This window comes from Micrococcaceae bacterium Sec5.8 (genome assembly GCA_039636775.1).
Taxonomy (GTDB): domain Bacteria; phylum Actinomycetota; class Actinomycetes; order Actinomycetales; family Micrococcaceae; genus Arthrobacter.
In genome coordinates, this window is the sequence record CP143429.1 from 1095589 (window position 1) to 1115975 (window position 20387).

Consider the following 20387-nt stretch of genomic DNA (forward strand, 5'->3'; position numbering starts at 1 on the left):
CCATCGCCGCCCGACCCGCCGGGCCTCCGGACGCGTCGGACGGTCCCGGGCGGGCCGGGCGGGCCGGGATCCGTTGCGGACCGGCAGGAGGGGCAGCGGGTGGAAAGCCTGACTGAATCTGCCACGCTGGTGGGCCGCTCCGGCGTCGTCAAAGACATTGTCAAGTGCCTGCGCGACGGCGTGCTCTCCGGCGCGCTCATCGTTGGGAACCCGGGCACGGGGAAGACGGCCGTGTTGAGGGCCGTGATCCGCGAACTCCATCCGCAAACAGCCGTGATTCGCCTCGCGGCAACGCCGGCGCTGTCGGCAGTACCGTTCGGCGCGTTGGCGCCCTATCTGGGCCGGCTGCCCGCCCACGATCTGGACTCGTTCTCCGCCGTCGTCAAGGCCGTGACGGACAACATCAAGGCCGAGCCCAGCAAGCCGCTCTTTGTGATCGACGATGCCCAATGCCTGGACCGCGGGACAACAGAGCTCGTCGCGCAGGCAGTCGCCACCGGCGCTGCCATCATCCTGGCCACCTGCCGGCCAGGGTTGCTGATTCCCGAGGAATTCCTGGCCCTTTGGGACGACGGGATCCTGGCCAAATTTGATCTGGAGCCGCTCACCCGGCCCGAGGTGCACCAGCTTTGCGAGCAAGTGCTCCGCGCCGATGTCTCGCCGTGGGCCAGTGCGGTGCTGGCGGACGCCTCCGCCGGCAACCCGTTGATGCTGCTGTCCTTGGTGGAGCACGCCCGCAGCACGGGGGCCCTCGGACTGCGCCGGGGCATCTGGTTCCTGCTCACGCCCCCGGTCCTGGCCGATGTTCCGGTTGCCGACCTGATCGGTCACGAGTTGCGGTCCATGTCAGCGGAGGAACGGACAGCGGCTGCGATAGTTGCGCTGGCGGGACCGCTTCCGCTCGGCCAGCTCCTGGGCTTCGGCGGCCCGAAGGCTGTCGACGCTTTGGAACGGGCCGGGATCATTACCGTGTCGAGGGGTGCCGCCAGGACGGTCCAGCCCGCGAGCCCGCTCATTGGCGCGATCATCCGCCGCTGGGTCCCTGCCGGCCGCAGCGCCAGCTTGCGGGCCAGCTTTGTGGCACTGCCCCCGGGGGCGACAGTTCCGCCGGAAGCATTCCTCAACCGGGTGCTGTGGGCTTTGGATTGCGGTGCGGCGGTGCCAGCGGACAGCCTCCTCGAAGCGGCCTGCCTTGCCAATGTGGGGCTCGACGCGCAGACGGCGATGAGGGCCGCACATGCGGTGTCCGATGCTGCCAAGCTCCCGCTGGCCCGCCTGCAGCTCGCCTACGCACACTACTTGGCCGGTGACCGCCAGCGGTCCTCGGCCGTCCTGCAGCTTGCGGATCCCGTTCCGACCGGGGAAACCGGCTACCTGGCTGCCTTGTTGTCCGCCCGGCTCCAGGGGCCTGCCTGGCTGGACCTGGCGGCCGTCGCCACGATGGCGGGCGTCGGGGACGGTCTGCCGGCCCACGAACCGGAGGACCGGGAAAATGGTCTGAACCGGCTGATCCTGGCGGCGGGCGGGCGGCCGGGTTTGAAGATTCCGGCGGAGTCACTGCTGGCTGAATTGCTTTGTGCCAAGGGCAGGGTGGCAGAAGGCCTGGGGCTGGCCCGCGAAGCCTGGCACGGGGCGCGCAGTGCAAGCCGCGCGTTGCCGCTGGTCTATGAAGACCTCCTGGTGCGCTACAGCCTGAGCCTGATCTGGGCAGGGGAGTGGGAGGCCCTCGGTTCGGCGCTGGATGGGTACGAGGCCGATTACCCCTCGAGGCTGCTGCTCAGCGGCGGCATCATGCATCTCATGCGCGGCCTCGCCCGCGTCCGCCAAGGGCGGATGCCGGAGGGCATCGCCGAGTTGGTTCCCGGGGTTGAAGAACTCACCATCGCTGATCCCTGGGACCTGTTGCCCTTTGCCCATTCAGTCGCGGCGTACGCCAACTTCGTCGTCGGCCACCCGGGTGAGGCCGAGGACCACGCGGCCGCGTTCCGGCTGTCCCGGTACCGCGGGCAGGGGGCGCTGCCGCTGCTCGCCGACGCTTATTCCACCGCGGCCAGCGAGGCTCCGGGCGGAGCAGGCGGCGTGAGCCGGATCCTGGCAGGCCTGGCCGCAGAGGCCGGCCGGCAGGGCTTGCGGGGGATTGAGACGGACATCAGACGGCTGGCGGTGCGCCGCGGGGACACTGCGGCGGCGGACGGACTTGCCCGCAGCAGCCTGGCCGTGGAGGGCCGGGAGGCCGGGATGCTGCACGACTACGCGCTCGCGGTGCTGCAGGCGGACGACGCCGAACTTGTCCGGATCAGTGACAAGGCACTGCGCGCCGGTTTCGTGTTGCTGGCCCTCGAAGCCGCCCAGCAGGCCGAACGATGCCTGGCCGAGACCACAGACAAGCGCAAGCTGCTGGCCGTCCAGCGCAAGATCCAGAACCGGATGACAGCTGCCGGGATGGCCTCCCACATCGACCTCGTCCGTCCCGAGCAGGACGCGGAACTCACCGCGCGGGAAACCGAAATCCTGGACCTGGTGTCCGGCGGAGCGACCAACGCCGAGATCGCCAGCCGGCTCTGTGTATCCCAGCGCACCGTGGAGGGACACCTCTACCGTGTCTTCGCCAAACTCGGCGTCAGCCGGCGGATCGACCTCATTGACACGGGCGGCGATTCGCGCCGGCCCTGAAGGCCGCCTCCCCAGCTGGTCCCGCCCGGAGCGGGGTGCCGTTCCGTGGGAAGATGGACACTAGTCCACCAGACCCGATCCGAGGAGGCCAGCGTGGTTTTTGTGCCCACGTCCGAGTCCCAGGCGCTGCCCGCGCCTGCACTGACCGACGATGAGGTGTTGCGGATCCGCAATGACTTCCCCATTCTCGCCAGGGCCATGGGCGGACAACCCTTGATCTACCTGGATTCCGGGGCAACGTCGCAAAATCCGCTGAGCGTCATCGAGGCCGAGCAGGAATTCTATGAGCAGCGCAACGCCGCCGTGCACCGCGGCGCCCACCTCCTTGCCGTCGAGGCCACGGACTCCTTCGAGGACGCCCGCGAAACGCTCGCTGCCTTCCTGGGCGCAGCGGCCGATGAGATCATCTGGACCTCGAACGCCACCGAGGGCCTGAACCTGCTCAGTTACGCGTTTCTGAATTCTTCCCTGCCTGGCGCCGCGGCGCCGGCAGCACGGTTCGCGCTGGGCGCCGGCGACGAGATTGTGGTCACGGAGATGGAACACCACGCCAACCTCATTCCGTGGCAGCAACTTGCTGAGCGGACCGGCGCCACGCTCCGGTTCATCCCCGTCGACGACGCCGGTGCACTTGACCTCGATGCTGCTGAAGGCATCATCGGCCCGGCCACCAGGATCCTCGCCTTCAGCCACGCCTCCAACGTTTTGGGCACCATCAACCCGGTCAGGACCCTGGTGGCGATGGCTGGCAAGGCCGGCGCCCTGACAGTGCTCGACGCCTGCCAGTCCGCGCCGCATCTGCCGCTGGATGTGAAGGATCTCGGTGTCGACTTCGCGGTCCTCTCCGGACACAAGATGCTCGGGCCTACCGGAATCGGCGTGCTGTACGGCCGGTCGGAGTTGCTGAACGCGTTGCCGCCGTTCCTCACCGGCGGATCGATGATCACTACTGTAACGATGGAGCGTGCCGCGTTCCTGCCGGCGCCGCAGCGCTTTGAAGCCGGAACCCAGAAAGTGTCCCAGGCCATCGCGCTCGCCGCGGCGGCCAACTACCTCACGGAAACAGGAATGGGCCGCATCCACGCCTGGGAGTCCCTGCTGGGCCAACGCCTCGTCGAGGGGCTCACCGCAATTCCCGGCGTCCGGGTCCTCGGGCCCGCTCCCGGGGAGGAACGGATCGGCCTCGCCTCGTTCGACGTCGCGGGAGTGCACGCGCACGACGTCGGGCAGTTCCTGGACAGCAAAGGCATCGCTGTCCGGGTGGGCCACCACTGCGCGCAGCCCCTGCACCGCCGCCTGGGACTGACGGCCAGCACCCGGGCGAGCACCTACTTGTACAACACGACGTCGGACGTGGACGCGTTCCTCGCGGCAGTCGCCGGGGTCCGCGCCTACTTCCGAGCCTAAGGAAACTTCCCCATGAGCCTTGAACAGCTGTACCAGCAGATCATTCTGGAGCACGCGAAGCTGCGCACCGGCAGCGGACTGGCGGAGGCGCCCGTTCCCGCGGACGCGGCCACCGGACAGTCCCACCAGCTCAACCCGGTCTGCGGGGACGAGATCACCGTCCGGGTGGCGGTGTCCGACGGCAAGGTAGCCCAGCTGCGCTGGGACGGGGCGGGATGTTCGATCTCCATGGCGTCGGCCTCGGTCCTCACCGAACTTGCCGAGGGCATGGACGTGGAGAGCTTCACGGCAGTGATCGGTAACTTCCGTGAGGTCCTGCGATCCCGGGGAAAAGTGGCCGCGGACCCGGAGATCCTCGGCGACGCGTCAGCCTTCGAAGGTGTCGCGAAATACGCTGCCAGGGTCAAGTGCGCCATGATTTCCTGGGTTGCGGCCGAGGACGCCCTGGCCCAGGCGCTGACACCCTAGCTCAGCAGGCCGGCAATCCCGATGGCCGCCGTCGCCGCCCCGAGCAGCATCGAAATGCTGACCAGGACAAGGTGAACGGTGAGGAATCGGGTCGCTTTGCCGTTGGCGTCCCGGGCCCTGGGATCCTTCCGGACCCGGCGCAGGAACTGCGGCCAGACGGCGAGAGACCACACGCCCGCCACCATCAGGACGACGGACAGGAATGCCGGCAACTCCACCGCTAGTGGCTTTCGAGCCAGGCCTGGGCCTGGGTGGACTGGAGCTTCAGGGCCTTGCCCACCATCGGCTCCGCCGCGTCGGCGATCTTGCCGCCCAGGAACGGCACCGAGGACGTGACCGTGCCCTCAAGCTCGATCCGGGTGCCGCCGCCGTCGGTGACGAGGCGCTGGACCGCGTTGACGTCCAGGGGTGCGCCGGAGACCTTCAGGGTGATGGTGCTTTGCCGCGAGCCGTCAGTCGCGGGGGCATCCCACTTCTCCAGCTGCGTCACTTTCAGGCTTTCACCGACGAACTTGCGGGCCATGTCCGGCATCCGGTCGGTCGGGATGGTGCGCACCGTGGTGGTGCTGAAGGCGCCGGCGGGATCGCCGTCCACCGCGAAAGACTCCAGGGTTCCGCCGACGAGCGCACTCGTGTGGCGCAGGAAGTCCTCGTTCACGAAGACCGCCGTGACGCGGTCAACGCTGTGGGGAAGGTGGGTGGATGCGCTTAATGCCATGGGGGTCCTCCGGGTGGAACGGGTGTTTTCGGGCTTCTGACATCCTATGCGGTGTGCCCGGCAGGCTCCGATTCCGCATCCTGGAGGGCCTTCGCCGCGGCGGTGATGTTCCGCGACATCGCCGGGAAGATCAGGCTGTGGAAGGGCAGCACCGCCAGCCAGTACAGCCGCCCGCTGAGGCCCTTGGGGAAGAAGATCGCCCGCTGGCGGTACCGGCTGCCGGTTCCTTCCGGCTCCACCGAGAGCTCCAGCCAGGCCCGGCCGGGGGCACGCATCTCGGCGCGCAGCCGGAGCAGCCGGCCGCGGTCGATCCGCTCCGCCCGCCACCAGTCCACTACCTCGCCTTCGGCCAGCAGGTGCGGGTGGCGGCGGCCGCGCAACAGCCCGGCTCCGCCGGTGAGCTTGTCCAGCAGGCCGCGGACGCGCCAGGCCAGAGGCATGGAGTACCAGCCGTTCTGCCCGCCGATCCCTTCGATGATGGTCCAGATGTGCTTCGGGTCCACGTCGCTGGAGTAGCTGCGTTCATCCAAGTACACGCGGTGGCCGGCCCACTCGGGGTCGGACGGCAGCGGATCGGCGTCGGCGCCCGCGCTGGCCCAGGTGGTGGCCACCTGGCCGTCGCGCTCCTTGCCCAGGGCGAGCGCCACTGCCCGGCGGTAGGGGGTGAGGCCGCCTTCCGGCGCGGGAATGTACGCGTCGATGTCGCGTTCCCGGGTGACGGCGTCGTGCTGGAGGGACTCCACCAGCGGCAGGGACATTGACAGCGGAATGGGTGTGGTCAGTGCCACCCACATGCCCGCAAGTTTGGGCGCGGGAATGGGGAGCGCCAGCACCACGCGGTGGGGGAGCCCGGCCTCTGCGGCGTATTCCTGCATCATGCCCGCGTAACTGAGGACCTGGCGGCAGCCGATGTCGAAGGTACGGTTGATGGGACCGTCCAGCGCTGCCGCCCCGACGAGGTAGTGCAGGACGTCGCGGACCGCAATCGCCTCGATCTTGTTGCGGACCCAGCTGGGGGCCGGCATCAGGGGCAGGGTCTCGGACAGGTGCCGGATCATCTCGAACGACGCCGAACCGGAACCGATCACCACCCCTGCCTGGAAGACGACGGCGTCCACCGGGCTGTCGAGGAAAACCTTGCCCACGGCCTCGCGGGACCTCATATGGGTGGACAATTCGGAGCCGGCCGGGTGCAGGCCGCCCAGGTAGACGATCCTGTCCACGCCGGCGTCTGTTGCCGCCTTCGCCGCGGTCTGGGCCATCGCCTGTTCCTTGGATTCAAAGCCCGACCCGGCAGCCATGGAATGGACCAGATAGTAGAGCACGTCCACGCCGTCCAGTGCCGCCTGGAGCGCCTCGCCATCGTCGAGGCTGCTTTGAACCACCTCGACGTCGGCCAGCCACGGGACCCCGGCGATCTTGGCCGGCGTCCGGACCAGGACCTTCACGGTGTGCCCGGCCTCCAGCAGCCTGGGCACCAGCCGGCCGCCGATATAGCCGCTGGCGCCGGTGACGAGCACCGTCCTGGGCGGAACGGTGTGCGAGGATGCGGTCTGGGGGGTTTCGGGGGTGCCGGTCATGATGACTCCTTGTCGTCTGGAAGGCATTCGGAGCGCCAGCCCGTTTGGACGGCCGTGTATCCTGCCAGCCTAGCCCCGGGCGGGCGGTAGGCTGGAGGTACCCGGGATTCTCGCGAATTCCGGCTATTCGTGTTGCCTGCATTCCCGTGATCCCTTCAGGAGTTACAGCTATGAGCCCCAACGGCCCCTCTCTCACCGGTCTGCGCCGTGTACTTGCCGAGGACCGGAACTACGCCCGTGTCCGCGCTGAGGCGGCCCGCGGATTCGCGGCCCGCAGCGAGGATTACCAGATCAGCGCCCCCGCCGGCCTGCGCTCGGCGCTGTTGGCGGAAATGGCGGATGGACTGACTGCCCTGGCGGACAACGCGGCGGAGAACACAACGGACAGCACAGCCGACGGCGCAGCAGCCACCACGGCCAACGCGTCCGCCGACGGGGCAGCGAACGGCCGCGTGGCGCCGGTAGTGCTGGCCATCACCGCGACCGGCCGTGAAGCCGAAGACCTCACGGAGGCGTTGCGCGCGTTCCTGCCGGCCGACGCCGTCGCCGAATTCCCCAGCTGGGAAACGCTCCCGCACGAGCGGCTCTCGCCGCGCTCGGATACCGTGGGACGGCGCTTGTCGGTGTTGCGCCGGCTCGCCCACCCCGAATTGTCCGCTGCCGGTGCCTTGCGCGTCGTGGTGGCCCCGGTGCGCGCCGTGGTCCAGCCGATCGTGGCGGGTCTCGGGGAGTTAGTTCCTGTCATGCTGAAAGTGGGCCAGGAGGTTCCGTTCAGCGACGTCGTCCGGAACCTCGCCGACGCCGCTTACGCCCGGGTGGACATGGTGACCCGGCGCGGCGAGTTCGCCGTCCGCGGCGGCATGCTGGATGTCTTCCCGCCCACGGAGGACCACCCCATCCGGGTGGAGTTCTTCGGCGACGAAGTGGACCAGATGCGCTGGTTCGCGGTCGCCGACCAGCGCTCGTTGAGCGCACCCGGGGTGCACCACCCCACAGAGCTGCACGCTCCGCCGTGCCGGGAAATCCTCATCACGCCGTCTGTGATGTCCCGCGCCGCGACGCTGAAATCACAGCTGCCAGCCGCCGCGGACATGCTGGAAAAGATTGCCGGCGGCATCGCCGTCGAGGGTATGGAGTCCCTGGCTCCGGTGCTGGTGGACGCCATGGTGCCGTTCCTGGACCAGTTCCCGCCCGGTTCGATGGCGGTGGTGATCGAGCCCGAAAAGGTCCGGACCCGCGCCCATGACCTCGCCGCCACCAATGAGGAATTCCTGGAGGCGGCCTGGTCCACCGCGTCCGACGGCGGCACGGTGCCTCTGGCCTTGGACACTGTCCTGACCTCCGCGGCGTCCGCGGCGCTGCATTCGGCGAGCTTCCGGTCCCTGACCGAAACCCGTTCCGCAGCCCTCAGCCACGAGGTGTCCTGGTGGTCCATCACCTCCCTGGCCACCGACGAGGAGCTGCTGCCCGACGTCGACGTCCTGAACCTGCACGCCCGCGAACCGCGCGGCTACCAGGGCGACGTCGCTGAAATGATGGCGTTCATCGGCTCCAGGGTGCGGGAGCAGTGGCGGATCGTGGTCGTCACCGAAGGCCCCGGCCCCGCCCAGCGCCTGGCGGAACTTCTCCACGACCACGACATCCCGTGCGCCCGCGTCGATTCCCTGGACGGGGACCCCCAGCCCGGGTTGATCGAACTGACCACCGCGGCCCTCGGCCGCGGGTTTGTGCTGGATCCGCTGAAGCTTGCGCTCCTGACCGAGGCTGACCTGCTGGGACGGACCTCCGCCGGTTCCACCAAGGACATGCGCCGGATGCCGTCCAAGCGGCGCAACGCCGTCGACCCCCTGCAGCTGGTGGCCGGAGACTCCGTGGTGCACGAACAGCACGGCATCGGCCGGTTCGTGGAACTGATCCAGCGCAGAGTTGCTGGCGGCGGGGACGGGGTGCGCGAGTACCTCGTCCTCGAATACGCGCCGTCCAAGCGCGGCGCTCCGGGTGACCGGCTCTTTGTGCCCACGGACCAGCTGGACCAGGTCACCCGCTACGTCGGCGGGGACACCCCGGGGCTGAGCAAGATGGGCGGTGCGGACTGGGCCAGCACCAAGTCCAGGGCCCGCAAGGCGGTCAAGGAAATTGCCGGTGAACTGATCCGGCTCTACTCGGCCCGGATGGCGTCCCGCGGTTACGCTTTCGGACCCGACACCCCGTGGCAGCGTGAGCTCGAGGAAGCCTTCCCGTACGTGGAAACCCCGGACCAGTTGACCACCATCAACGAGGTCAAGGCCGACATGGAGCGGGAGATCCCCATGGACCGGCTGATCTCCGGCGATGTGGGCTACGGAAAGACCGAGATCGCCGTGCGGGCGGCGTTCAAGGCCGTCCAGGACGGCAAACAGGTTGCCGTGCTGGTACCCACCACCCTGCTCGCGCAGCAGCACTATGAAACCTTCACGGAGAGGTTTTCCGGCTTCCCGCTGGTGGTCAAGCCGCTGTCCCGCTTCCAGAGCGGCAAGGAAGCGAAAGAGACAGCCGAAGGCGTTAAGGGCGGTTCCGTGGACGTCGTCATCGGCACCCACCGGCTCCTGTCCAAGGACTTCGCGTTCAAGGATCTGGGCCTGGTGATCGTGGACGAGGAGCAGCGCTTCGGCGTCGAACACAAGGAGGCGCTCAAGAAGATGCGCACCAACGTTGACGTCCTGGCGATGAGTGCCACCCCGATTCCCCGAACCCTGGAAATGTCGCTGACCGGCATCCGTGAGACGTCCACCCTGGCCACCCCGCCGGAGGAACGCCACCCGGTCCTGACCTACGTCGGCCCCTACACGGACAAGCAGACGTCCGCCGCGATCCGCCGCGAACTCATGCGCGAAGGCCAGGTGTTTTTCGTGCACAACCGGGTCTCCACCATTGACCGCACCGCGGCGAAGATCCGCGAGCTGATCCCGGAAGCCCGGGTGGAGGTGGCGCACGGGCAGATGTCCGAGAGCCGGCTGGAACAAATCATCGTGGATTTCTGGGAAAAGCGCTTCGACGTGCTGGTCTGCACCACCATCATCGAGACCGGCCTGGACATCTCCAACGCGAACACGCTGATCGTGGACGGTGCCGACAAATACGGTCTTTCCCAGCTGCACCAGCTGCGCGGCCGGGTGGGCCGCGGCCGGGAACGCGCCTACGCCTACTTCCTGTACCCGTCGGAGAAACCGCTGGGCGAGGTGGCGCTGGAGCGGCTCAAAGCCGTCGCCACGCACAACGAGCTCGGTGCCGGCATGCAGCTGGCCATGAAGGACCTTGAGATCCGCGGTGCCGGCAACCTCCTGGGCGGGGAGCAGTCCGGGCACATCCAGGGCGTCGGATTCGATCTCTACATCCGGCTGGTCGGGGAGGCCGTGGCGGAATACCGGGGCGAGGCCGAGGAGAAGGCCGCGGAGATGAAGATCGAGCTGCCGGTCAACGCCCACCTGCCGCACGACTACGTGCCGGGTGAACGGCTGCGCCTGGAGGCCTACCGCAAGCTCGCCGGCGCCATCACCTACGAGGCGATCGACGAGGTGCTCGCCGAGCTCGTGGACCGCTACGGGGAGCTGCCGCTGCCCGCAAAGAACCTGATCGACGTCGCCCGCTTCCGGGTGGGCGCCCGCGAGGCCGGACTCAGCGACGTAGCGCTGCAGGGCAACTTCATCAAGTTCTCCCCGGCGCAGCTGCCCGAGTCCAAGCTCATGCGGCTCACCCGGATGTACCCCGGCGCACAGTCCAAGCCGGCCCTGGACACGGTGCTCGTGCCGAAGCCCAAGACCGCCCGGATCGGCGGCCGGGACCTCCAGGATGCCGAAATTCTCGAGTGGGCCAACGGCGTCATCCGCAACATCTTCTCCGACGCGCCGCTGGCCGTCTCACCGGCGGTGAAATAACGCATGATGGGAGGACACCACGCCGCATCGGGAGCCGCGGCGTGGGTGGCTGTCGCGTCGACGGGTCCCTACGCGCTGGGCTGGTATCCGCTGGACGCCACCGGGATTGTGATCGGCGGGATGGCGACGGCGGGAACAGCCCTGGTCTGCGACTGGGACCACCGCTCCAGCACCGTGGCGCACGCGCTTCCGCCGCTGTCCAACGTGATCGCGGCGGGCATCGAGAACGCGTCCGGCGGCCACAGGCAAGGCACGCATTCCCTGCTCGGCGCGGCGTTCTTTGTGCTGCTCGCGGCGCTCGCCGGGCAGTTCCAGCTGCAGACGGACTGGGGGCTGCTGTCGGTGGGCGCCGGGCTGCTGTGCATGTTCATGATCAACATCGCCGCCAAAGCCCTCAAACTCTTCCCGAAGTACGGCTGGATCAGCAACTGGGTCTTCGCCCTGACGATGGCCGGGCTGGTCACCTGGTTTGCCCCGCACCAGTGGATCTGGCTTCCGGTCTCGATGCTGACCGGAGTGCTGGTGCACATCGTCGGGGATATGATCACCACCGGGGGAGTGCCGCTGCTCTGGCCGGTGGTGATCAAGCCGCCGAAAGTCCTGCGGAAGCTGCCGCTGCTCAAGAACGTGTGGCGCGCCAACGGGGCGTTCTCGATTCCCCTGCTGGGCCGTGCCGGCTCACGGCGGGAATGGTTCGTGCTGATCCCGGTCAGTGCCTACGCCATGATCGGCATGTTCGGCGCGGCGCTGGACCTGGCCGAGGTGCACTGGCCGGCCGCCGTCGCGCTCGGAACGGGGCTCGTCAGGAGCCTGTACAGGCTGCTTGCCGCAGCATAGTGCCGGGCCGGGGACTCATCGCAACGTCCTTGCCAGGCCGTCCTGGTTAAAGAACTGAAGCTCCGGGAGAACCCGGAGCTTCAGTCGGTGGGGTTTTAGGGTGTTCTAGACTTCGCCCGCGGAATCCGAGCGGCCCAGAAGGGTCTGCGGCACCCAGAACGCCGCGGCGAACAGGGCGAGGCAGACGGCCATCGGCCACGGGTTGTCCAGCGTCAGGAAGCTCAACGAGTAGAGGGCCCCGCCGAAGAGGACCATCATCAGGACGAACAAGGTAATGCTGGAGCCAAGGCTGTTCTCGTTCTGCGGCGTCTGCTCGGTCTGCGCGGTGTTGCTGGACATTCGTTCCTCCTCGGCCCCGTAGGGCTCAAAACTGTGGCGGCAGCGGTTGTTTTCGGAAAGCGGTCAGTACGCGGACGAACCCTGTTCGCCCTTGACGATCGCGATGCCGGAGCTGGCGCCAATACGTGTTGCACCAGCAGCAATCATAGCCTGTGCGTCGGCGAGCGAGCGCACCCCGCCCGAGGCTTTGACGCCGAGTCCGGGACCAACTGCGCGGCGCATCAGGGCGACATCCGCAACCGTGGCGCCGCCGCCGTTGAAGCCGGTGGAGGTCTTCACGAAATCGGCGCCCGCCTCGACGGCCGCCTCGCAGGCGAGCACCTTCTGGGCATCATCCAGGAACACGGTTTCGATGATGACCTTCAGGATCGCACCGCCCTCGTGCACGGCATCGGCGACGGCACGAATGTCATCGGCCAGGGCGCCCTTGTCGTTGGCACGGGCAGCGGCAATGTTGATCACCATGTCCACTTCCTCGGCGCCGTCCAGCACCGCGCCGCGGGCCTCAAAGGCCTTGACGTCGCTGGGGGTGGCACCGAGGGGAAAGCCGACTACGGAGCACGTCAGCACACCTGTTCCTTTCAGGGCCTTCTTGACCGTCTTGACCCAGACCGGGTTGACGCACACGGATTTGAACCGGTATTCGGCGGCTTCGGCACAGACCGTAAGGATCTCGGTCTCACTCGCTTCCGGCTTGAGCAGGGTGTGGTCAATGTAGGAGGCAATATTCCCGGCGGTACCGTCGTCCCCGGCGGCTGGCGCGGCGCCCTCGGCAGCAGTGGCGGCTTCGTTGCTCATGGTGGTCCCTTCGTGGCTTCTCAGGTGTCCATCTTGCCATAGCGGCCCTTCGCCGGAGGTCATCCCCGCAGGGCACCCGCGCAGTGCCCTGCCCAGGGTCCAGGTGTCTGGTCAGCCGGCAGTTCAGGCGGCTTCGGCGAGGGGTTCGGCCAGGCCGGCACGGAGCAACTGGGCGGCGCAGACGGAGGCAGCGGAGGAGGCTGCCACGAGCAGTCCCAGCCGGACGCCGTCGAACACGGCAGCGTCCCCGATGGCCCAGATCCCCGGGACGGACGTGCGGAAGTCGCGGCGAATGACGATTCCGCCCTGCCGGGCTGTCGTCAGGCCGGCGCTGACGGCGAGCGCGTCGCGGGCAATCGGCTCCTCGGCCAGGACCACGAGGTCCCCGGCCATGCTGGAGCCATCCTCGAACACGATCCCGGCGGCCGGGATCGTGGACCCGGCCAGGGTGGGAACCACGGACGCCGGCCGCTGCGAGGTCCGGACGGGCCGGACGCCGCGGGCGCGCAACACCGCCTCGGCCTGGCCCGCGGCGGTCCCGGTGCCGACCAGGATGCCCAACGGCCGCCGGCCCAGTACCCGGGTGACGTCCTTGACGGCCTCGCCCAGCCGGGCGGCGTCGTCGATGGTGGAGTAGCTCAGGCACCGGCCTTCCCCTGCCAGCGGCGGGCCGGCCGGGGAGGACCCGGTGGCGATGACCAGCTGGTCGTAGCTGAATTCCAGGCCGTCCGAGGTGGTGACATAACGGCTGTCCGGGTCGATGTAGCTGGCGGGCTGGCCGAACCGCACGGATACCTGCGGGAGGGCCGCGAGTTCCAGGAGCTCCTCGGACGCGTCGTCCCGGTTGCTCAGCACAGTGATTCCGCCGGCGAACTGCGCCCGGGTGAGCTGGCGGACCAGGGCCTGCGCGGCCGGGCCCGCGCCGGCGATGACGATCCGGGGGCGGGTCTGCGAATCGCCGGGAACGGTGGTGGTGGCGGACATGGTGGGTCCCTTTCGCTGGTGGCCCGTGGTGCGGCCTGCGTGCTTGTTGGACCCAGCCTAGGCGGGTGATCTTTCCAGCGTGTTTCCCCGGTGTTGCCGGATTTGCGGTGCCCGTTCGCCAATGTTTACCGGCCGGTAATGGCGTGGGTCACACCCGTAGCCGGTATCCGCGCTTCACCACGGTTTGCACGAGCCTGCCATCCGGCAGGGCGGTGCGCAGCCGGCTGACTGTCGTATCCAGGGCGTGCACCGAACCGCGGAGTTCCAGCAGTTCGGCGAGGGAGTCGCGGGACAGCACCGCGCCGCCGGCGCCCAGCAACGCCCGCAGCAGCAGCAGTGGGGCCGGAGCCAGCTCAACGGGCTTGCCGTCGATCCGCAGCGAGCGGCCGCGCAGTTCCAGCCGGCCCGAGCCGGTGTCCAGGCGGCGGACGTGGTTGAGGGCGAGGTGTTCCACCACGAGCCGGATCAGGGCGCTCAGGCGGGACCGGTCCGGCACCAGCGGCCGAATGCCGGCATCGATGAGCGGTTGCGCCGTGAACGGCCCGATGACCGCGGTGGTGACGGTGCTCTTGAGGCTCGCCACGAGCTGGCTGTACAGGCCCATCTCGTGCGCGGTGCTCCACACGGCGTCCACCGCAGGGGCGCTCGTGAAGGTCAGCACGTCCAGGTTGCCGCTGCAGGCGGCCTCGATCAACCGTGGCAGCCGGTCGGCGCCGTCGGAGGTGACCCAGCGGTACGGCGTCACGATCAGGCGCATGTCCTCCTGCGCGGGGGCGATCTGCAGGGCCGGTGCATGCAACACCTGGGCGCCACGCCGTTCCAGGGCCTCGATCAGGTCCTGGGAGCCCCGGTGCGAGGTCACCCCGATCCGGAAGCCTTCCAGGGGCAGTTCAAGCGGCGGCACCGCCGGTGCGCTCACGGCTCTCACGCTCCCATCAGGGACGCGGCGAGCCGGTCCAGTTCGGCCTGGGCTTCCGCGCAGCCGCGGTTGGCCCCGGCCACCCGGACGACGCCGCCCAGGACCGGTACCGCCGGATTGCTGCAATCGGCCACCAGCAGTTCCTCGATGCCGGCCTGGCTCACCGGCTGGTGGCCGGGCCGCTTGCCCACATCCACCAGTTCGGCTGTGGCCAGGGCCGGCAGGCCCTGGATCGGAGCCAGCAAATCGATGGTGAGGTCCATGGCTATGCCTCGTTCTCGTCGCGTGCACGGACCGGGATGGACGAACCGATCAGGACCGGCTGGTTACCGGCCAGGGCCTTGTCCTGGCGCTCGCCGGTCTGCAATGTGAGGAACTTGTGGTCCGACAGGAAAGCGCTCAGGGTGAGGTCGACGGCGGTATCGGTGGGGGCCGTGCGCAGCGCAACGCGGTCATAGGGAGGGTGCGCTTCCCCGGTCAGGACGGAGACATCCCAGCCCTCGAGGCCCCGGGCGTGCAGGGCGTCCGCGAACCGGTGGGCGGCCGGTCCGCTTCCGGCAGCCACAATCCGGTGCGGTGCTGCCGCGGGTTCTGCGCCCTGATGGTGGGGGCTTGACGTCTGTCCGGTCACGGTGGGCCTTTCGCGTGGACCGCAGCCGGTATTCTGCGGCCGTCTCCGTCGAGGTGTCCGTTCAGACTAGGCAGCCGCAGTTTCGCTGTAGTTTCCCTGATGTTTCGGCGTCTTAACGTCTGCATCACGGAGGCGTTTCGGGCGGGGTGAGGGCTCGTTGAGCCGCCGGGCACATGGTCTGTACGCAGCCGAAACGCCCCGGAACTACCTTGGGTGGTACGCCGCAGCAGCTGCTCAGCCCGAACGGAGCCAGGGAGCGCCGTAATGACTGCCGTACGTGGCAGCGCAACACCGGGATTGTGGGCGGGTACCTTGAGGTCGAGCGCCAGGGCTACAGCCCGAGCGCCTCGCGGACGTCCGCGAGGACCGCGTCGAGAGCTGCGCGGGCCTCGAGCCGGGCCGCGGGCAGTTCGGCGGCTGATCCGACGCTTTTGATGACCTCCAGGTAGCACTTGAGCTTCGGCTCGGTGCCGCTGGGCCGGATGATGATCCGGCTCAGATCCCGGGTCAGGTACAGCAGGCCGTCGGTGGGCGGCAGCTGGGCGCTGCCGTCGGCAAGATCGGTGACAGTTTCGACTGCGGAGCCCCCGAAGGATTCCGGTGGACTGACGCGGAGCCGGTTCATCATCGCGTCCAGCAGGCCCAGGTCCGCGACCCGGATGCTGAGCTGGTCGCTCGCGTGCAGTCCGTGGACCAGATACAGCTCATCGAGCGTGTCGAAGATGGTCTTGCCGCCGGCCTTGGCAGTTGCCGCGAGCTCAGCGATCAGCACAGCCGCGGAGATGCCGTCCTTGTCACGGACCTGGGTGGGGGCGACGCAGTACCCCAGCGCTTCCTCGTAGCCGTACAGCAGCCCGGGAACACGGGCGATCCATTTGAAGCCGGTGAGGGTTTCCTCGTGCGCGTAGCCTGCCGAGGCCGCGATGCGTGCCAGTAGCCGGGAAGACACGATTGAATTCGCGAACACCCCGGCTGGAGTCTGTTGCCCGCCGGCCGCCAGCCGGGCCACGATGTGCGCGCCCAACAGGGCGCCTACCTCGTCGCCGCGCAGCATCCGCCAGGACCCGGTGTCCGGGTCCTTGGCGGCGACAGCGGCGCGGTCCGCATCGGGGTCGTTGGCGATCACAATATCCGCCGCCACCCTGGCAGCGGTGTTAAGGGCCAGGTCCAGGGCGCCGGGCTCCTCGGGATTGGGGAAATTCACGGTGGGGAAGTCGGGGTCGGGTGCTGCCTGCTCGGCCACCAGGGTGACGTCGGCAAAGCCGGCCGCATGCAGCACCGACACGGCGGTCTCCCCGCCCACCCCGTGCATGGGGGTCAGCACAATTTTGAGGTCGCGGGCCGGGAAATGCCTCGTGTCGGCCAGGGCCGCGGTGGCGGCCTCATACCCGGCGGCGATGGACGGATCCAGCACGGTCCAGCCTTCCGCGGCCAACGGAATTCCGGACAGCTCACCGACAGCGTCGATCTCCGCAGCGATCAGGGCATCGTACGGCGCCACGATCTGCGCGCCCCGCCCGCTCTCCTCGACCGCGTGCCGGCCCAGGTAGACCTTGTAACCGTTGTCCTGGGGCGGGTTGTGGCTGGCGGTCACCATCACGCCGCCGTCGCAGTCCAGCGCCCGCACCGCATACGCGAGCAGTGGGGTGGGCAGGGCAGATGGCATGAGGAACGTCTCGACGCCGGCTGCGGTGAGGATCGCGGCCGTTTCCGCCGCGAAGATGTCCGAGTTGTACCGGGCGTCGTAGCCGACGACGGCGCGCGGCCGGGTTCCGGGCGCGGCCTGGGCGACCGTGCCGGTGAGGAACGCCGTGAATCCTGCGGCGGCGCGGCGCACCACCACGCGGTTCATCCGGTTCGGGCCGGGGCCGAGGGCCGCGCGCAAGCCTGCGGTGCCGAACTGCAGGGTGCCGCTGAAACTGTCCGCGAGTTCCTGCTGCGCCGCGGCAGCGCCCTCGTCGGCGCGGCGGATCAGCTCCGTCAGGGTGGCGGCAGTGGCGGGATCCGGATCCTGGGCAGCCCAAGTCCGGGCGTCGCTCAGCAGGCGGGCGGGATCGGCAACAGAAGACGTCATAGGAACCAAACTAGTGCCATTCGCCGCGGATGCCGTGCCGACAAGCGAGAGGCGGCCATTCGGACAGGTCCCGCCGTGCTGCGCCCTCAAGCCTTGACAGCCATTTTTCCGGACACGTAACGTCTGGAATATGAGGCTGGGCCGTGGGGTGGAATGGGCTGTGCATAGTTGCGTCACTATGGCGTGGACGCCGGCCGGGGAAGCAGTCAACAGCGCCCGGCTGGCTGAGTATTACCAGCTTCCCGGCGCCTATCTGAACAAGCAGCTCCAAGCGCTGGTCCGCGCCGGGATCCTGGGCTCCGTCTCCGGCCCGCGCGGCGGATTCTATCTGGCGCGCAGGCCGGAAAACGTCACGGTCCTGGACATTGTCCTGGCGCTGGAAGGCCCCGATCCGGTGTTCCGCTGCGAAGGCATCATGGGCGAGGTCCCGGACGCCGAAACCGGACAGAACTTCGTCCGGAGCTGTCTAATTTCCCAAACCATGAGGCAGGCCGAACTCGCCTGGCGGCAGGCGCTGGCCCGGCAAACCGTCGCAGGAATCGCGGACTCCATGGAGCGGCGGTGTCCGCAGGACGCAGAAAAGGCTGTGCGCTACCTCGCGCCCGGCAGCTGAGCCCGGCCGCCGGGCGGACTGGGACCCTTAAAGTTTGGCGATGATTTCGGCGAGCAGCTTGGAGATCCGCGGTCCCGCTGCCTGGCCGGCTTCGAGGACCTCCCCGTGGCTCAGGGGCACCGGGCTGATGCCCGCGGCGAGATTGGTCACGAGGGAAATGCCAAAGACCTCCATGCCCGCGTGGCGGCCGGCAATGGCCTCGAGGGCGGTGGACATGCCCACCAGGTCCGCGCCGATCCGCTTGGCGTACTGCACTTCCGCAGGGGTTTCGTAGTGCGGGCCGGTGAACTGGGCGTAAACGCCCTCGTCGAGTGTGGCATCGACCTCACGGGCCAGGCCGCGGATCCGGGCGGAGTACAGGTCGGTGAGGTCCACGAAAGTGGCGCCTTCGAGCGGGGAGGTGGCGGTGAGGTTGATGTGGTCGCTGATCAGCACGGGGGTCCCCGGCGTCCAGTCCTCATTGAGGCCGCCGCAGCCGTTGGTCAGGACCAGGGTCCCGCAGCCGGCTGCCGCAGCGGTGCGGACGCCGTGGACAACGGCGCGAACGCCTTTTCCCTCGTAGTAGTGCGTGCGGGCGCCCAGAACCAGGGCGCGCTTGCCCTCCCGGGTCAGCACCGAGCGGATGGTGCCGACGTGCCCCACCACCGAGGGGGAGGAGAACCCCGGGACCTCGTCCGCGGAAAGGGTGGCGGTGGTCTGGCCGATCAATTCAGCGGCGTCGCCCCAGCCCGAACCAAGCACCAGGGCGACGTCATGCTTGTCGATGCCCGTCTCTTCGGCGATGTAGTCGGCGGCGGCGCGGGCGGCGTCGAAGGGGTCCGTGTTCAGGAATTCTGTTGTACTCACCGGTACAAGTTATCCTGCCGGCGTCGTGCTGCCCAGCCCATTCCGCCGGGTCTGTGCCGGTGCGGTGCCGGCGGTGTTTCTTGGTGGTGCAGGTCCGGATGGTGGACAATGGCTGATTGTGACTACGCATCCCGATTTCAGCTCACCCCGCATCGCAATCCTGGGCGGAGGGCCCGGTGGCTACGAAGCTGCTATGGTCGCCGCCTCCCTTGGCGCGAAGGTCACCATCATCGAGCGGGCGGGGCTTGGCGGCTCCGCGGTGCTGACCGACGTCGTACCGTCCAAGACCCTGATCGCGACGGCGGACCTGATGACCCGCGTCGGTGAGGCCGGTGAGCTCGGTGTCAAGTTCGACCTCGACGGCGGCGACTGCACCCCGACGATGCGAGCGGATCTCAAGCACATCAACGACCGCCTGCTGGGCCTGGCCCGGCAACAGTCAACCGACATTCAGAAGGGCCTGGAAGGCCAGGGCGTGCGGATCCTGCTCGGATCCGGAAAGCTCCTGGACAACCACACCATCGAGGTCCTCACCGCCGACGGCACGGAAACCATCGAGGCGGACGCGATCCTGCTGGCCGTCGGTGCCCACCCGCGCGAGCTTCCCACCGCCCGCCCGGACGGTGTCCGGATCCTGAACTGGGCGCAGATCTACAACATGGACGAGCTCCCTGAGCACCTGATTGTGGTTGGTTCCGGCGTGACCGGCGCCGAGTTCGCCTCCGCCTACAACGGCCTGGGGTCCAAGGTCACCCTGATTTCCAGCCGCGACCGCGTGCTGCCCGGCTCCGACGCCGACGCCGCCGAGGTCCTGGAAGGCGTCTTCGAACGCCGCGGTGTTAAGGTCCTGTCCCGAGCGCGCGCAGAGAGTGTGGAGCGCACCGACGACGGCGTCATCGTCACCCTCGGCGACGGCAGCCAAGTCACCGGCAGCCACTGCCTGGTGGCCGTGGGCTCCATTCCCAACACCGCCGGGATCGGCCTGGAGGAGGCCGGGGTGGCGCTCAGCGAGAGCGGCCACATCAGCGTCGACGGCGTCTCCCGCACCACTGCACCAAACATCTACGCCGCCGGTGACTGCACCGGTGTGCTGGCGCTCGCCTCGGTGGCCGCGATGCAGGGCCGGATCGCGATCGCCCACTTCCTTGGCGACAGCGTGACGCCGCTCAAGCTGCACCAGGTGGCCTCCAACATCTTTACCTCACCGGAGATCGCCAATGTGGGCGTCTCCGAGGCGGACATCGAATCCGGCAAGTACCAGGCCGACGTCGTGAAGCTTTCGTTGCGCAGCAACGCCCGCGCCAAGATGCGCAACCACAAGGACGGCTTCATCAAGATTTTCGCCCGCAAGGGTTCCGGCACCGTAATCGGCGGTGTGGTGGTGGGGCCGAACGCTTCCGAACTGATCTTCGCCATCTCCCTGGCGGTCACCCAGAAGCTGCACGTCGACGACGTCGCCAGCACCTTCACGGTGTACCCGTCACTGAGCGGGTCCATCTCCGAAGCAGCGCGGCGGCTGCACGTCCACATGTAATTAGGGCCGAAAGCACCCTATGCCCGGCAGCGTTCGCTGTTAGGCTCGGCCC

General features: G+C 68.5%; 17 protein-coding genes and 1 pseudogene. 7 read left to right on the plus strand and 11 right to left on the minus strand.

The window, feature by feature from the left end:
* Window positions 1-99: 99 nt before the first annotated feature.
* The 3 genes from VUN84_04980 to VUN84_04990 all read left to right on the plus strand — a co-directional run bounded on the left by VUN84_04980 (window position 100) and on the right by VUN84_04990 (window position 4548).
* Window positions 100-2673 carry a LuxR C-terminal-related transcriptional regulator gene (locus VUN84_04980; protein ID XAS65028.1) on the plus strand — a complete coding sequence of 858 codons (2574 nt, stop codon included), beginning with the start codon at window positions 100-102 and terminating at the stop codon, window positions 2671-2673.
* Window positions 2674-2766: 93 nt separating this feature from the next.
* Complete coding sequence (locus VUN84_04985; protein ID XAS65029.1) at window positions 2767-4080, plus strand: SufS family cysteine desulfurase; 1314 nt, start codon at window positions 2767-2769, stop codon at window positions 4078-4080.
* A 12-nt stretch (window positions 4081-4092) separates the two neighbouring features.
* On the plus strand, window positions 4093-4548 hold the full coding sequence (locus VUN84_04990) for an SUF system NifU family Fe-S cluster assembly protein (protein XAS65030.1): 456 nt from the start codon (window positions 4093-4095) through the stop codon (window positions 4546-4548).
* On the opposite strand, the gene VUN84_04995 is transcribed toward VUN84_04990, so the two are convergent.
* From VUN84_04995 to VUN84_05005, 3 genes are read right to left on the minus strand one after another with little or no spacing between them, the layout of a single operon-like run.
* Window positions 4545-4766 (minus strand): hypothetical protein, encoded by a 222-nt coding sequence (locus VUN84_04995; protein XAS65031.1) that lies wholly within the window; start codon window positions 4764-4766, stop codon window positions 4545-4547. The two genes, VUN84_04990 and VUN84_04995, sit on opposite strands and share 4 nt — an antisense overlap.
* 2 nt (window positions 4767-4768) lie before the next feature.
* Window positions 4769-5266, minus strand: coding sequence for a DUF2505 domain-containing protein (locus tag VUN84_05000; protein ID XAS65032.1), 498 nt, complete (start codon window positions 5264-5266; stop codon window positions 4769-4771).
* Window positions 5267-5310: 44 nt separating this feature from the next.
* Window positions 5311-6846 carry an SDR family oxidoreductase gene (locus VUN84_05005; protein XAS65033.1) on the minus strand — a complete coding sequence of 512 codons (1536 nt, stop codon included), beginning with the start codon at window positions 6844-6846 and terminating at the stop codon, window positions 5311-5313.
* A 170-nt stretch (window positions 6847-7016) separates the two neighbouring features.
* Here VUN84_05005 and mfd point away from each other — a divergent pair, with 170 nt between their 5' ends.
* Both mfd and VUN84_05015 read left to right on the plus strand, forming a co-directional pair.
* Complete coding sequence (gene mfd / locus VUN84_05010; protein XAS65034.1) at window positions 7017-10760, plus strand: transcription-repair coupling factor; 3744 nt, start codon at window positions 7017-7019, stop codon at window positions 10758-10760.
* Between the two features lie 3 nt (window positions 10761-10763).
* Entirely contained in the window at window positions 10764-11597 is an 834-nt protein-coding gene (locus tag VUN84_05015) for a metal-dependent hydrolase (GenBank protein ID XAS65035.1), read from the plus strand.
* Between the two features lie 105 nt (window positions 11598-11702).
* Here the strand turns inward: VUN84_05015 and VUN84_05020 are convergent, their stop codons facing one another.
* The 7 genes and pseudogenes from VUN84_05020 to VUN84_05050 form a co-directional block, all read right to left on the minus strand.
* Window positions 11703-11936, minus strand: coding sequence for a hypothetical protein (locus VUN84_05020; protein XAS65036.1), 234 nt, complete (start codon window positions 11934-11936; stop codon window positions 11703-11705).
* 63 nt (window positions 11937-11999) lie between these two features.
* Window positions 12000-12734 carry a deoxyribose-phosphate aldolase gene (gene deoC, locus VUN84_05025; GenBank protein ID XAS65037.1) on the minus strand — a complete coding sequence of 245 codons (735 nt, stop codon included), beginning with the start codon at window positions 12732-12734 and terminating at the stop codon, window positions 12000-12002.
* A gap of 123 nt (window positions 12735-12857) precedes the next feature.
* Window positions 12858-13718 (minus strand): FAD-dependent oxidoreductase, encoded by an 861-nt coding sequence (locus tag VUN84_05030; protein XAS65038.1) that lies wholly within the window; start codon window positions 13716-13718, stop codon window positions 12858-12860.
* A gap of 148 nt (window positions 13719-13866) precedes the next feature.
* Entirely contained in the window at window positions 13867-14637 is a 771-nt protein-coding gene (locus VUN84_05035; protein ID XAS65039.1) for a uroporphyrinogen-III synthase, read from the minus strand.
* A gap of 5 nt (window positions 14638-14642) precedes the next feature.
* A complete protein-coding gene (locus VUN84_05040) occupies window positions 14643-14900 on the minus strand; it encodes a hypothetical protein (protein XAS65040.1) in 258 nt (85 codons plus the stop codon).
* A gap of 86 nt (window positions 14901-14986) precedes the next feature.
* A pseudogene (locus VUN84_05045) lies at window positions 14987-15268 on the minus strand (nitrite reductase (NAD(P)H)).
* Between the two features lie 331 nt (window positions 15269-15599).
* Complete coding sequence (locus VUN84_05050) at window positions 15600-17342, minus strand: phospho-sugar mutase (GenBank protein ID XAS65041.1); 1743 nt, start codon at window positions 17340-17342, stop codon at window positions 15600-15602.
* 130 nt (window positions 17343-17472) lie between these two features.
* On the opposite strand from VUN84_05050, the gene VUN84_05055 reads away from it, so the two are divergent.
* Window positions 17473-17955, plus strand: coding sequence for an Rrf2 family transcriptional regulator (locus VUN84_05055; GenBank protein ID XAS65042.1), 483 nt, complete (start codon window positions 17473-17475; stop codon window positions 17953-17955).
* A gap of 27 nt (window positions 17956-17982) precedes the next feature.
* Here the strand turns inward: VUN84_05055 and VUN84_05060 are convergent, their stop codons facing one another.
* On the minus strand, window positions 17983-18801 hold the full coding sequence (locus tag VUN84_05060; GenBank protein XAS65043.1) for a purine-nucleoside phosphorylase: 819 nt from the start codon (window positions 18799-18801) through the stop codon (window positions 17983-17985).
* Between the two features lie 118 nt (window positions 18802-18919).
* Here VUN84_05060 and VUN84_05065 point away from each other — a divergent pair, with 118 nt between their 5' ends.
* Window positions 18920-20335, plus strand: coding sequence for an NAD(P)H-quinone dehydrogenase (locus tag VUN84_05065; protein XAS65044.1), 1416 nt, complete (start codon window positions 18920-18922; stop codon window positions 20333-20335).
* Window positions 20336-20387 lie beyond the last annotated feature (52 nt).

Bases quoted from the DNA above. Each gene is read 5' to 3' on its own strand.
- VUN84_04990 (XAS65030.1), top strand. From the start codon at position 4,093: ATGAGCCTTGAACAGCTGTACCAGCAGATCATTCTGGAGCACGCGAAG.
- VUN84_05000 (XAS65032.1), bottom strand. From the start codon at position 5,266: ATGGCATTAAGCGCATCCACCCACCTTCCCCACAGCGTTGACCGCGTC.
- VUN84_05005 (XAS65033.1), bottom strand. From the start codon at position 6,846: ATGACCGGCACCCCCGAAACCCCCCAGACCGCATCCTCGCACACCGTT.
- mfd (XAS65034.1), top strand. From the start codon at position 7,017: ATGAGCCCCAACGGCCCCTCTCTCACCGGTCTGCGCCGTGTACTTGCC.
- VUN84_05015 (XAS65035.1), top strand. From the start codon at position 10,764: ATGATGGGAGGACACCACGCCGCATCGGGAGCCGCGGCGTGGGTGGCT.
- VUN84_05020 (XAS65036.1), bottom strand. From the start codon at position 11,936: ATGTCCAGCAACACCGCGCAGACCGAGCAGACGCCGCAGAACGAGAAC.
- deoC (XAS65037.1), bottom strand. From the start codon at position 12,734: ATGAGCAACGAAGCCGCCACTGCTGCCGAGGGCGCCGCGCCAGCCGCC.
- VUN84_05030 (XAS65038.1), bottom strand. From the start codon at position 13,718: ATGTCCGCCACCACCACCGTTCCCGGCGATTCGCAGACCCGCCCCCGG.
- VUN84_05040 (XAS65040.1), bottom strand. From the start codon at position 14,900: ATGGACCTCACCATCGATTTGCTGGCTCCGATCCAGGGCCTGCCGGCC.
- VUN84_05050 (XAS65041.1), bottom strand. From the start codon at position 17,342: ATGACGTCTTCTGTTGCCGATCCCGCCCGCCTGCTGAGCGACGCCCGG.
- VUN84_05055 (XAS65042.1), top strand. From the start codon at position 17,473: ATGAGGCTGGGCCGTGGGGTGGAATGGGCTGTGCATAGTTGCGTCACT.